This window comes from Marinobacter gelidimuriae (assembly GCF_000372805.1).
GTDB classification, from domain to species: domain Bacteria; phylum Pseudomonadota; class Gammaproteobacteria; order Pseudomonadales; family Oleiphilaceae; genus Marinobacter; species Marinobacter gelidimuriae.
In genome coordinates, this window is the sequence record NZ_KB889927.1 from 1 (window position 1) to 12,319 (window position 12,319).

Here is a 12,319-nt window from a genome sequence, read left to right on the forward strand (position 1 = left end):
CACAGTGCCGGAGCCGCGGGTGGCTACGACGAGAATATCGGTAAAAGCAGGGCTGGCAACACCTCCAAGGTGCATCTGGCGGTGAATGCTTACGGCCTGCCAGAGGCATTCACCATTACAGGCGGTCACATCAATGACTGCACTGAAGCGCCAACACTCATCGAAAAAATTGACGCTGCGCAGGTGCTGATAGCGGATAAAGGCTACGACAGCCAGATAATACGTGACAAGGGAGAAGCCCTCGGAATGAGCGTTATTATCCCCAGAAGGAAAAACTCGATAAAGGGAAACAAGGGGCTCGACCGGCATTTGTATAAGCTCAGACACCTGGTCGAGAATGCGTTTGCCAGACTCAAGCACTATCGTGCCGTTGCCACCCGATATGACAAGCTGGCTCGAAATTATGAGAGCATTGTGTCTCTGGCTTGCGCATTTCTCTGGCTACCAATGTGAATTGTCAACAGACCCTAGCCAAAAGTGCTCTAATACTGTGCTGAAGGACAAATTTGCTATAGAAAGATATGTGCAACCAAAATAGCAGTGTCTACTCTTTTTTGATACTGGACACGGAAATTTTTCCGCACTACACTTCGGTCATTCAAATATCACTATTCGATTGAGATTTATCCTATGCTCCCAGTTTCTGCGTTATCCAGACTGCACGATTAGCCTGCCCAAGACTAAAACTCCGAAGGATGTGCTTATTCAATACTGCACCTATCTTCATATTCATAAGCTAGACGAGCTTCGTGCTGTTGAAGTCAGCTTCAACAGCCGCAATTCAACCAAAGCAAGGAAAGAGTCGCTATGAGTGATCAGCAGAATCTGGATTATGCAGTCGATGGTGCAGGAATTTTTAGCCGCGGCCGTCAGGCTGGCTTCTCGGGTGTCACCCCCATAACCGCCAGCCCCTACCCTGTTGATCATTGGACTGGCGAGATATGGCAGGAGGCTTACCGTGCTGGCGAACAGGATCGATTGAGCCTGGGTGAACCTTCGCTTCCATCAACAATGCAAGATTTTAGTTAACATGCCCGACTCCCATATTCCTACCGAGGTGCGCGAGTTACTGTCTGATACCCGATACGGCCTTTCGTTTCCGGCGCCTAGCTTTTGCCAGATGCGTTTTAAACGAAACCGCGTAGATCACGGCGGCTCTTACCCATACTCAAGGTTCGGTGGTGTTAGGGGCGCTGTTCTAGCCGCTATCGATGACAACAAAGCGCTGCGCGAGCAATTCCTGCGCAAATCTGATGGCAAACCTGCGTTTAGAACTGAACGGCGGAAAGGCGGCACAACTGGCGTCGTGGGTGTCGCTGGTGCTCCGTATCTCGATGGTCGCCGGCAGATTTGGTCATGGCGGTATCAGGTCAGTTGGAGAAGAAACAATCGGCCATGCTCAAAAACGTTTCATTTGGCGATGGATTCTACGCCTGATCAAATGCTTCACGCCTTCCGGTCGGCTATCCAGTTTCGCGCTGAATACGAGGCCCTCTTGAGTGAATTCGATCCGTCTAAATACCAGCACTGGCGTATCCGGCGCCTGTATGAGCCAAGGCAACCTTTGCTGCGAGAGAATTTTTGGCCAGCCACTTATTAAAGAAATAACGCGCGATGATCGTTAATCAGAATCGAAAGCCGTACCCAAGTAAGAATCAAGAAAAGGCTGACTCTCCGTGGCCATGGATTTTTGTTTTGCTGTTATCGGGATGCGGTCTTCTCGGTATTGGCTATCTCTTTTGGGATGAATTGCCGGTTACCTGGGCCGGTGCAATTATTTTGAGTGTGGTGGTCATTGGTTTACTGATAGCGCAGTTCACTGCCATGTGGAAGCTCTACAAAAAGGGCCTGTTTATTGGCCAAGCCCGTTAAGGACGGTGTTTAGCAGTGCACCCGCCAGCTCCCGGCACATTATTGAATAACTAGGACAAAACGCTCTATGTCTAAATTCCGTGGGCATCCACTCATCGACACCAAAGACTATCTGGATTCTCAAGCCGAGTTTGAGTTCCACCCGTCTATTCGAGAGTTTCTTGAGCAGTTGCAGCCGCCAACCGAAGACCTTTTGAGAGATTTCCAGCTGAGTCTGCGGTTTGTATCGGACTACTCGGATACCCCAGGCACTTTCAATCGCTTTCGCGGTGAAGTTCAACGCTTCCTCAATTATCTGTGGGTAACCGCTAAGCGATCGTTAGCGCAGGTTGATGAAGAGGTAGTTCAGTCCTACTTCAAAATGCTCAGAACCCCACCTCTTCCGTGGGTTTCTCGCGGTATCTACCCTGGCTTTCTGGAAAAAGAGGGGTTAAGGGTGCCCAATCCTAAATGGCGCCCCTTTGCCCTGCGTACGCAAGATGAGAAAGCCCGGTACCACGCCACTCAAGCCACGCTAAATTCCAGCCGTACGGTCCTGCAGCGGTATTTCATCTTTCTGGTACAGAGAGATTACCTGGCCAAAAACCCGATGCCCAACCTACGTCGACGTGATCAACGAGCCAAGACTGGGGTTGTCAATGTTGATGAAAAGACAGCTCGGCGACTCAACAACTGGCAGTGGTCATACCTGCTCAAAACATTGCAGGAAGCCGCAAATGAAGATCCTGCCTATGAGCGTGAACTTTTTGTGGTTGTTACCATGAAAAGTCTGTTTTTACGTGTGGGTGAGCTTGCTCCGCGGCCAATGGATGATGGCGTAGAACGTGTGCCTCTCTTTTCGGATTTTCGCATTAAGAACGTTCAGGGTGAGGAATACTGGTCATACACCGTATTTGGCAAGGGTGACAAAACCCGCAGTGTGACTTTGCCAACCGGCTACCTGCCGTTTCTGCGCCGCTGGCGTGAGCACTTGGGGTTGGTCCCCTCGCTGCCGCTGCCTACCGACAACCACCCTATTCTGCCGTCAAACCGCGGCGGCGGGGCTTTAGGTAAGCGCCAGGTTCAGCGGGCCTTTGAATCCGCCATTGAGCTGACTGCAGAACGTATGGACAATGAAAATCTGACTGAAGAGGCCGCGCGCCTGCTGGCCATCAAAAACGAGACACACTATTTACGGCATACCGGCGCCAGTATGGCGATCGAAGCTGGCGTTGATATTCGGCATATCTCGGAAGAGCTTGGGCATGCCAGTGCGGCATTTACCGAGGCTGTTTACGTTAACGCTGACGAAACCAGGCGGCGTTTGGCCAACCGGGATCGTTCGATCTGACAAGGAGCGTTGTATGGCATTAACAACAAAACCGGAACCTTTGCCTCGGGTTATGGAGGCCAGGGCTAAATTACGCAAGCTCGCCAGTACACAAAAGTTAGGTAAAGCGGCCGGGCTTGCCGCCGAATTAATGCTTGGGAAAAAGAAGCTGTCCACACAGGAAGGGATAGCGACAGCAGCAAGGCGATATAAGCTCGCCAAACCCCTGATTGAAGAACTGCTTGTGCAAGTCATCCCGGGTTGGTACTTGGAGGCTCGCCAAACCGTTGATGTGGTCATTCCTGCCCCGAGCAGCCTCGTGTCGTTATCACATAGTCCGGTTCTACCTGATTATGACTGCCCACCTTGGGAGTCCGTAACGGCGTCCACTGCGCACTCATCGGTCCGAAAAAGCCTGAGCCATCTGTATTAAATGCACAAGCTAGCCTTTAAGCCCTGGCGGTCGCAAAACACTGGGCACTTGCAATGGTTTATGAAAAAAGTCTTTCCAAGGTGGCAGCAACAAAATACGCCGCGAAGCGCTATGGCGTTCTTGGCAGGTCGGAAATGGCTGTCAATCAGTGGATCACTGTTTTAACGATCGGACCCTATTGACCAAATTAGATTTCAACAATTGGTAGTCCTAGACTGCTGATAGGGCAATTTTATTAAGGAATGATGATGACAGCACTACAAACGATACTGGCCCAGTTCAGGGAAATGACCCTATCCGAACGCGACAAGGGCACAAGCTTTGAGAACCTGATGGTTCAATATTTCAAAACAGAGCCCTTCTATAAAGAGCAGTACGCCGACGTGCTGTCATACTCGGGCTGGGTTGACCAGTACGGTGCCGAGCTTGGCGTTAGTACGAAAAAAGACACCGGGATCGACCTGGTCGCAATCACCAGTGATGGTCAGTTCCACGCCATTCAGTGTAAGAACTACTCGCCCGATTACTCTATCCGAAAGAATGACATTGATAGCTTTTTTACGGCGTCAGGAAAAAGCTTTTTCACCTACAGAATTATCGTTACGACCACCGATCAATGGACTGCCAATGCGCAGAACTCCCTGGAAAGCCAAAACCCACCGGTATCCAAGATTGATCTGCACAACCTCGAAAACAGTGTCATCGACTGGTCGCAATACCATGAGAACACCAAACCCGTTCTGAAGGCTCAGAAGACGCTGCGCGAACACCAGGTCGATGCTCTTAATGGTGCGGTGTCTGGCCTTAAAACGGCGGACCGCGGCAAGCTCATCATGGCCTGTGGTACAGGTAAGACGTTTACGTCATTAAAAATTGCCGAGGACATCGCGGGCAAAGGAAAGCGAGTTTTATTTCTCGTCCCCAGCCTTTCTTTGATGGGCCAAACATTGACGGAATGGACTCAAGAATCCGCCGTTCCGCTAAAGAGCTTTGCCGTCTGTTCGGACAGTGACGTGGGCAAGCGCCAAGGCAAAGACGATGACCGTGTAATTTCGGGCATCAGCGACCTTCAATACCCGGCAACAACCAAAGCCTTGTCATTGCAAAAGCAGATGGCTGACCACCATGCTGATGATTCGATGACGGTGGTGTTCTCAACGTATCACTCGATCGGTGTGATAAACGAAGCCCAGACCACGGGCAGTCAGCCAATCCCAGGGTTCGACCTGATCATTTGTGATGAGGCGCACCGGACTACTGGCGCCACCTTTGAGGGCGAAGAGGAATCTGCGTTCGTCCGGGTTCACGACAACGACTACATCCAGAGCGCTAAGCGTGTCTATATGACCGCTACGCCCAGAATCTACGGCGAAGATGCCAAACAAACTGAAAACGTCACCTTATGCTCGATGGATGATAAGGCGCTGTACGGTGAAGAACTGTATGTCATCACCTTCTCTGAAGCTGTCGCACGTAAGCTTTTGGTGGACTACAAGGTCATCGTTTTAGCGGTTGAAGAAGCACACGTTAACCGGCGCCTGCAAAGCCTGCTTAAAGACGCTGACAACTCGCTCAAAGTCGATGATGCGGCAAAAATCGTCGGATGCTGGAAGGCGCTTTCAAAGCAGGGTTTGTTTGAGGTAGCCGGTCAGCAGGCTAACCCAATGAAGCGCGCCGTGGCTTTCTGCCAGGTCATTGATAAAGAGTATAAGGGCAAAAACCACAAGGTCAGTTCCAAGCTAATCTCAGAAATGTTTGGTGCTGTGGTCGCCCAATATCAAGAAGCTGAAATCGCATCCATACGCGAAAAAGAGCCTGATGCCCCCTTGGACTCAGCATTGACAATGCTTTGTGCCGCCGAGCATGTAGACGGCACGATGAATGCCAGCCAGAAAGAAGCAAAGCTGGAGTGGTTGAAGGCGACCACTGAAGACAACACCTGCCGAATTCTATCCAACGTGCGCTGTCTGTCGGAAGGCGTCGATGTGCCCGCACTGGATGCGGTGCTGTTTTTAACGCCCCGTTCTTCTCAGGTTGATGTTGTGCAGTCTGTGGGCCGCGTAATGCGGCTAGCTCCAGGGAAAGAACTGGGTTACGTCATTCTTCCCGTAGTGATTCCTGCCGGTGTTGAGCCAGAAGAGGCGCTGAACAGAAACGAAACCTACAAAGTCGTCTGGCAGGTTTTGAACGCACTGCGGTCACACGATGACCGCTTTGACGCCATGATCAACAAACTGGAATTCAACGGCAATATGCCCTCCAAAATGGAAGTGGTGGCTGTGGCGGACAAGGTGACTCCAAAGGCCACCAAAAAATCCACAAAAGAACGCAAGGCTGGCCAGGCACGCGGTGGGCGCGGGATTGGATCGAAAGAGCCGAACCCCTCGACAGAGCAGGCTGAATTAGTCTTTGAAGTCGGCGACATTGAGCGTGCGCTGTACGCCAAGATCGTCAAAAAATGTGGCAACCGGCACCATTGGGAAGACTGGGCAGATGACATTGCCAAGATCGCCAACACTCACATCGATCGTATTAAAGCGATCCTAGAAGACAAAAGCCACACTGAAGAAATTGCGGCGTTCAATGCGTTTGCCGGTGAACTCCGTGACGACCTGAACAATAGTATCTCTGATGGTGAAATCATCGAAATGTTGGCCCAACACTTGATCACCAAGCCAGTGTTTGATGCACTTTTTGAGGAATACAGTTTCGCGAAAAATAACCCCATGTCTCAGGCCATGCAGCAGGTGTTGGATAAGCTGCACGAACACAGCCTAGACAAAGAACGTAGCACACTAGAATCGTTCTATGAGTCTGTAAAAATGCGCGCTGAAGGCATCAACAGCGCTGACGGAAAACAGCGAATCGTGGTGGAGCTGTACGATAAATTCTTCCGAAATGCCTTCCCACGAATGACCGAGCGGCTTGGCATCGTTTACACACCCATTGAGGTCGTGGATTTCATCATCCACTCGGTTGAGGATGTACTCAGGATCGAATTCAACAGCAGCATGGCCGATGAGAATGTCCATATCCTCGATCCCTTCACGGGCACGGGTACATTCATTGCCCGCCTGCTTCAGAGCGGTATCATTCCTGAAGATCGTCTGCCCGAGAAGTACAAGAACGAAATCCATGCCAATGAGTTGGTTTTGCTGGCTTACTACATTGCTGCAATCAATATAGAAGCAACTTATCACGGCATCCTGACCGGCAACATCACTGGCCAAGAAGACAGTGACGTGATCTTTGAGCCTGCATACGAGCCATTCAATGGTATCTGTCTGACCGACACTTTCCAGATGGGTGAGAAAGCCGATTTGGTCGATGAGTTGCTCGAAGTAAATAGTGCCCGCCGAAAGCGGCAGCAGGCGTTGGATATTCGTGTAATCATCGGCAACCCGCCGTATTCAGCAGGGCAAGATTCAGCTAATGACAATAACGCCAATGTTCAATATCAGAAGCTGGATGGGCGGATTCGTAGCACCTATGCAGCTCGCTCTTCGGCTACAAACAAGAATGCTCTGTATGACTCGTATATCCGCGCTATTCGCTGGTCATCCGACCGAATCAAGGATCGTGGCGTAATTGGCTTCGTCACCAATGGTGGCTTCATAGAAGCCAACACCGCTGATGGTCTACGTCGGTGCCTGGTTGAAGAGTTCAGCAATCTGTATGTGTTTCACTTGAGGGGTAATCAGCGAACCTCAGGAGAGCGGTCCCGTAAGGAGGGTGGGAAGATTTTTGGTTCTGGCAGTCGTGCACCTATTGCCATTTCTATCCTGGTCAAGAACCCAGAATCCAACGAGCATGGAAAGATTTACTTCCATGACATCGGAGATTACCTGAACCGTGAGCAGAAGCTGGAAATTGTTTCCGAGTTCGGAAGCATTGCAGGCATCACCCAGCAGCAAGGCTGGCAGACCATTGAGCCAGATGAGTTTGGAGACTGGTTGAATCAGCGTGACCCCAACTTTGATACCTACATCAGCTTGGGCGATAAGAAGGATAAGGCAGCGATAGCTGTTTTTGAGAATTACTCAAGAGGTGCAGAATCGGGCCGAGACACGTGGTGTTACAACTATTCAGCCACTAAGCTCGAAGCTAATATAATTTCCATGATTGACTTTTATAATCAGGAGTTGGTTCGCTTCAGTGATAAGAAACCATCAAATATTGATGGTTTTATCTGCCTAGATCCTACGAAAATAAGCTGGACTAGCAGCCTAAAATCTGAGCTTTTAAGAGGCAACAAACTGACGTATGACGATACAAAAAAATACAACTCACTATATCGACCATTCAGTAAGCAGAAAACTTACTTCAATGGGGGAATAACCCACCGTATTGGACAGTTTCCTAAGCTCTTCCCTGAACGAGATAGCGAGAACTTGGTTATTTGCTTGACACTGTCAGGTACGAAAGGATTTTCCGTTCTACTATCCGATACGCTTCCTGATCTGCACTTGATAGGTGACGCGCAGTGTTTTCCTTTCTACCTGTATCAACAACAGGAAGAAAAATTGGACATGTTCAACCAAGATGGCGAGGCTGGATACCAGCGCAAAGACGCCATTACGAATGAAGCCTTGGAGCACTTTCAGTCGGCCTACCCTGAACGAAGCGTCAGCAAGGAAAGCATCTTCTATTACACCTATGGTCTGCTGCACAGTGAGGATTACCGCGAGCGCTATGCCGACAACCTTGTTAAGCAACTTCCCCGTATTCCTCGGATGAAAACATATGCCGATTTCGCTGCTATTGCCCAAGCGGGCCGCGATCTGGCAGCGCTGCACCTCAACTATGAGTCAGTGGCATTGAACACCCAGGCAAGCCTCAACGGATCATTGAAAGGCCTAAAAATAACCGAACAGGGTGTTAAGGGCGGAGACGATGCTGACTTCTACGTGACCAAGATTAAATTTGCCAAAAAAGGTGATAAATCCAGAGTCATCTACAATGGCAAAATCACCATTGAGAACATTCCAGAGGAAGCCTACGACTATGTCGTTAACGGGAAACCGGCACTGGAGTGGGTCATGGAGCGTCAGGCGGTGACTACCGACAAAACGTCCGGCATAGTCAATGATGCCAACGACTGGACCACCGAGACCATGCGGAATCCACGATACCCACTTGAGCTGTTTCTGCGAGTGATTACGGTGAGCTTGAAAACCCAGAAAATTGTTAGAAATTTACCAAAACTGGATATTCTGTAAAGACAGGCCCAGCGAAGCCAAGGATGGCAATGAGCGCACGCGGTACTGCGCATTACCGCGGTTATGGTGAAAAGATTTGATACGGGGAAAAGCTAAACACGTTCCTAGCATTTGACAACGCTAGGTAGGCGTCCCATCTGCTGGGCTTTCTTAGCAGCGGTGAGCCGGGATGGCTCAAACCGCTGATATGAAGCATGGTTGATTGGTGGTGAGGTCATGACTGCCGGTAAATTTGATAGCAGCATTGCTATGAACAAAGACGAGCCCGTCTTTGCAGAAGCTTTGGATCGCGATAGGTTTGTACCATGGTGGTTCCGTAACCCCGACAAAAAGCCCTATTCCGTTCGGTTGGTGCGCGGAGAGCATCGAAACTACTTCTACCCTGACTTTGTGGTGTGCCTGTCCCATGTAGACGGCCAAGCGCCTAAACAACGTTTGGTAGAAACAAAGCACGACCTTAAGGATGCACGCAGGAAGTCGCATCATACGCCAGCGTTTTACGGCAAAGTGCTGTTTCTGACTCAGGATAATAGCCGCTTGTACGTGGTGACTGATAACGGCGGCATGGGTGATGAAGTGGATTTGGGTGACCTTGAAGCCTTGCGCGGTGAACTGCAGAAAACGTTGCCATAGCTCGCACACGCTTAACAAACGGAATTCCTTGTGAAACCTAACAGAATGTTTGAGCTTTACACATACCCTTGTAGCGACAACACATGGGAACTTATCGTTCCTGAAAAAACGGATGATGATCGTGATGAAGAGCCTATGAGGTTGGGCCTTTCATTCAGCTTTGCTGACGATATAAAAACATCGTTAATTCTTGGGCGCTACCGGTGTAAAAATCTTGTCGTTGATCTTGTGCTCACAAGCATCTATGGCGAGGCCGGCGAGAGTGTGGCTTTGCGCTTTAAAATCGGGGATAAAGTAATCGATACACACGGCGTTCTGCGCTCCGACAATGCCACCGCTATACCCACTGACCGGAATGGAGCCGCCTTTCGATTATCTTCGCCACTCCCCGACGACTTTTACGATTGGCTGAAAGATCTTTCAAGCACCATGACTTGGAATGATGGTGGCGGTGAATAGTGGTATTGACGTTCTGTAAAAGGCTGACCAGAACCACACTCGAAAGTCACTCGCAAGTATCGCCCTGTGGTAGCGTCCATGTTCTGCCATCCAGCGCCTCACTGAACTGGTCGTTTGCTTTCTTCCGGGCATTCGTATCGAACGTTTCCTCATCCAGTCTCTGGGATACTGCCGCAGGATGATTTGCGCCATTACCGCCGTCGAACACACTGTAAAGACACGCCATGCTGCGGGACACCTCCATCATGAGGGTTTCCGCTTTATCAGCATTGGTCATCATGACGACTTTCTGCAAAACCCTACCCTGTTGCTCAGCTGCGTCACGCCGCGGACCTAGCGCAAAAGCTGTCCGAATATGGCTGTCTACCTCATCGCGAATGCCATTTTGGTTCGCATCGGTGCCAGCAAGAGTGCCGTTGTTGCTGCTGGTTTCTGAGCATTCTGCCAAAATCGCGAGAAAACATATCCATAAGACACTCTGAAAAGCTCTATCGCGCGTTTTTGATGCTTTACCATAAACACAACTGGTTACCACTGTGTCACCCCTTCGGTAATTGCTGGCGGCTTTCTCGGGCAGGGTTTTCAATTAAATCATCTGTCCCACTGCAGGGTAGTTGACGCTTACAACTCAATAACGGGTGGAGGTGACTACCCTGATTGATTCAATCTGCATCATAGCGTTGGGGCGTCATTTCATAAAACGTTATTACGCCATGCGGTGCATGGGTGATGCTTCGCCTCGGGCGGGCCGCGGCCCTTCGCTTGTATTCGGGGGCCGGCTGCGCTCTCACCCTCATGGCCCGACTCGCCTTACGGCTCGTGACCGAGTTGGTCTCTGACATTTGTGGCTTTATGAGGGTGGGTGTGGCGAGTGCTTTAGCTACAAACTCAGATTCACCGAGATTTTTGCTTTCAATCGCCTGGAAAATAGACGCTCTACGCCTGATCGTCAGGTGAGATCGGCTTTCCACCTCACCGTCGAGCATGGCGTATTCAATCAGGCGCTCTAATTCGTCTGCAAGGGCACTTTGACGGCTGTATGCAGCTTCCCGGCCGTCGATGACCTTGCTTACAACTTCCTGTAATTTATTTTTTCGGTTTATCGTCATGTTCGGTCACCATTAAAGTCCCTGCTGGGTGGCCAGCATCATTAATCTTCCTGAATTTCAATTTAGATTTTCGATTTTGCCTTCGCGAGCCTACATCAAAAATGAAGGGCCTGTGTCATGAGTGGCGTCACTCTCAACCCGATTTTGTGCCTGGCGCACCTTCTCTATGACCGTGTTGGAGAGGTACGTCCAGAACCCTTCCTGCCTAAGTGTTTGGTCTAGGCGATCAGGAGGGATAAATCGCGTCATTTCAAAAACAAAATCTCTGTGTTGCTGCTCATCGTTTACCAGTTGCCCTAACCGTTCGTCCGACCGAATCAGAAAGTCATCTTCCAGTTCCCCGTGATCCGCCAGCTTGGCGTTGAGAAGGTCAAGTGCAGGCTCAATACCATTTTGGGCTAGCCAGCCAATGTCCCATACGTCTCGATACTTGATTCGTCCTGGCCGCATAGCAAATGCGAGCAGCTTGTCTGCAAAAATTTCCTCGCGCGTCTGGGCCTTAATTATTAATGACTCTGTACCAAGATTGATCCCGTAGTGGTTCTGAAGCGTCCGTGGGGTGATCTGGTAACTGGGCAATGTCATCAACTTAAGACATTTCCCCAAAAATATCATATAATTAGAGCTCACCCATCAACGAGGAAATGCCCTATGGAGCGCAATAAAAAAACAACGATTGACAACTCAACCGACATCCTTTTTGAAAATTGTACATAAAATAACCAGTTTACTGAGCTGCCCTGAGTTTATTGCCCAGCATCGAACCCATCCAAAACACTTTACCCGCCAACGCCATCTGACCTTCCCCAATCTGGTCCTGTTTCTGCTCAATCAACCCAACAGCGCTCTGCAAACCGAATTGGATGCCTTCTTTCAGACGCTCAATGGCTCGGCCTTTGAAACCCAGGTGGTCACCGCCCAAGCCTTCAGCAAAGCCCGCCAGAAGCTTAGCGCGTCCGTCTTTGAGGCTCTCAACAGCGCCCTGCATGCCCAGATGGATGAGCTGGGGCTACACAAGACCTGGCAGGGCCTGCGCCTGCTGGCCGTGGACGGCTCCAGCATGCACTTGCCGCTGGAAGACCCACTGGCCCGGCACTTCGGAACCCACAACGGGTTGCCGGTAGCCCGGGTGTCGGTTCTGATGGACCTGCTGTCCGATCAGGCTCTGCACACCCTCCTGATCACGCCGGATGTGGATGAGCGGGGCTGTGCCAGCATGCACCTGAAGCATGCTCCTGACCACAGCCTGATTCTGTTTGACCGGGGCTATCCCGCCCACTGGCTC

General features: G+C 50.4%; 11 protein-coding genes and 1 pseudogene. 9 read left to right on the top strand and 3 right to left on the bottom strand.

The window, feature by feature from the left end; translation table 11 throughout:
• The 8 genes from A3OI_RS0116005 to A3OI_RS0116045 form a co-directional block, all read left to right on the top strand.
• On the top strand, window positions 1-453 hold a 453-nt coding region (locus A3OI_RS0116005; RefSeq protein ID WP_018405253.1), incomplete at its 5' end, for an IS5 family transposase.
• 354 nt (window positions 454-807) lie between these two features.
• Window positions 808-1,029, top strand: coding sequence for a hypothetical protein (locus tag A3OI_RS0116010; RefSeq protein ID WP_018405254.1), 222 nt, complete (start codon window positions 808-810; stop codon window positions 1,027-1,029).
• A 585-nt stretch (window positions 1,030-1,614) separates the two neighbouring features.
• Window positions 1,615-1,872, top strand: coding sequence for a hypothetical protein (locus A3OI_RS0116020; RefSeq protein WP_018405256.1), 258 nt, complete (start codon window positions 1,615-1,617; stop codon window positions 1,870-1,872).
• Window positions 1,873-1,939: 67 nt separating this feature from the next.
• On the top strand, window positions 1,940-3,202 hold the full coding sequence (locus A3OI_RS0116025) for a tyrosine-type recombinase/integrase (protein ID WP_018405257.1): 1,263 nt from the start codon (window positions 1,940-1,942) through the stop codon (window positions 3,200-3,202).
• Window positions 3,203-3,215: 13 nt separating this feature from the next.
• A complete protein-coding gene (locus A3OI_RS0116030; RefSeq protein WP_018405258.1) occupies window positions 3,216-3,614 on the top strand; it encodes a hypothetical protein in 399 nt (132 codons plus the stop codon).
• Between the two features lie 248 nt (window positions 3,615-3,862).
• Complete coding sequence (locus A3OI_RS0116035; protein ID WP_018405259.1) at window positions 3,863-8,833, top strand: DEAD/DEAH box helicase; 4,971 nt, start codon at window positions 3,863-3,865, stop codon at window positions 8,831-8,833.
• A gap of 216 nt (window positions 8,834-9,049) precedes the next feature.
• The gene (locus tag A3OI_RS0116040; RefSeq protein WP_018405260.1) at window positions 9,050-9,466 is read left to right on the top strand and encodes a hypothetical protein; all 417 of its coding nucleotides are present in this window, start codon (window positions 9,050-9,052) and stop codon (window positions 9,464-9,466) included.
• Between the two features lie 30 nt (window positions 9,467-9,496).
• Window positions 9,497-9,925, top strand: a complete 429-nt coding sequence (locus A3OI_RS0116045) for a hypothetical protein (RefSeq protein WP_018405261.1) — start codon at window positions 9,497-9,499, stop codon at window positions 9,923-9,925.
• Window positions 9,926-9,971: 46 nt separating this feature from the next.
• On the opposite strand, the gene A3OI_RS0116050 is transcribed toward A3OI_RS0116045, so the two are convergent.
• The 3 genes from A3OI_RS0116050 to A3OI_RS20555 all read right to left on the bottom strand — a co-directional run bounded on the left by A3OI_RS0116050 (window position 9,972) and on the right by A3OI_RS20555 (window position 11,619).
• The gene (locus tag A3OI_RS0116050) at window positions 9,972-10,511 is read right to left on the bottom strand and encodes a hypothetical protein (RefSeq protein ID WP_018405262.1); all 540 of its coding nucleotides are present in this window, start codon (window positions 10,509-10,511) and stop codon (window positions 9,972-9,974) included.
• 76 nt (window positions 10,512-10,587) lie between these two features.
• Window positions 10,588-11,034 carry a hypothetical protein gene (locus A3OI_RS0116055; RefSeq protein ID WP_018405263.1) on the bottom strand — a complete coding sequence of 149 codons (447 nt, stop codon included), beginning with the start codon at window positions 11,032-11,034 and terminating at the stop codon, window positions 10,588-10,590.
• Window positions 11,035-11,124: 90 nt separating this feature from the next.
• Window positions 11,125-11,619, bottom strand: coding sequence for a nucleotidyl transferase AbiEii/AbiGii toxin family protein (locus A3OI_RS20555; RefSeq protein ID WP_228703014.1), 495 nt, complete (start codon window positions 11,617-11,619; stop codon window positions 11,125-11,127).
• Window positions 11,620-11,734: 115 nt separating this feature from the next.
• On the opposite strand from A3OI_RS20555, the pseudogene A3OI_RS21295 reads away from it, so the two are divergent.
• A pseudogene (locus tag A3OI_RS21295) lies at window positions 11,735-12,319 on the top strand (IS4-like element ISHch2 family transposase); the annotation flags it as partial.

Coding starts and splice junctions, on each gene's coding strand:
- A3OI_RS0116010 (WP_018405254.1), top strand. CDS start 808: ATGAGTGATCAGCAGAATCTGGATTATGCAGTCGATGGTGCAGGAATT.
- A3OI_RS0116020 (WP_018405256.1), top strand. CDS start 1,615: ATGATCGTTAATCAGAATCGAAAGCCGTACCCAAGTAAGAATCAAGAA.
- A3OI_RS0116025 (WP_018405257.1), top strand. CDS start 1,940: ATGTCTAAATTCCGTGGGCATCCACTCATCGACACCAAAGACTATCTG.
- A3OI_RS0116030 (WP_018405258.1), top strand. CDS start 3,216: ATGGCATTAACAACAAAACCGGAACCTTTGCCTCGGGTTATGGAGGCC.
- A3OI_RS0116035 (WP_018405259.1), top strand. CDS start 3,863: ATGACAGCACTACAAACGATACTGGCCCAGTTCAGGGAAATGACCCTA.
- A3OI_RS0116040 (WP_018405260.1), top strand. CDS start 9,050: ATGACTGCCGGTAAATTTGATAGCAGCATTGCTATGAACAAAGACGAG.
- A3OI_RS0116055 (WP_018405263.1), bottom strand. CDS start 11,034: ATGACGATAAACCGAAAAAATAAATTACAGGAAGTTGTAAGCAAGGTC.
- A3OI_RS20555 (WP_228703014.1), bottom strand. CDS start 11,619: ATGACATTGCCCAGTTACCAGATCACCCCACGGACGCTTCAGAACCAC.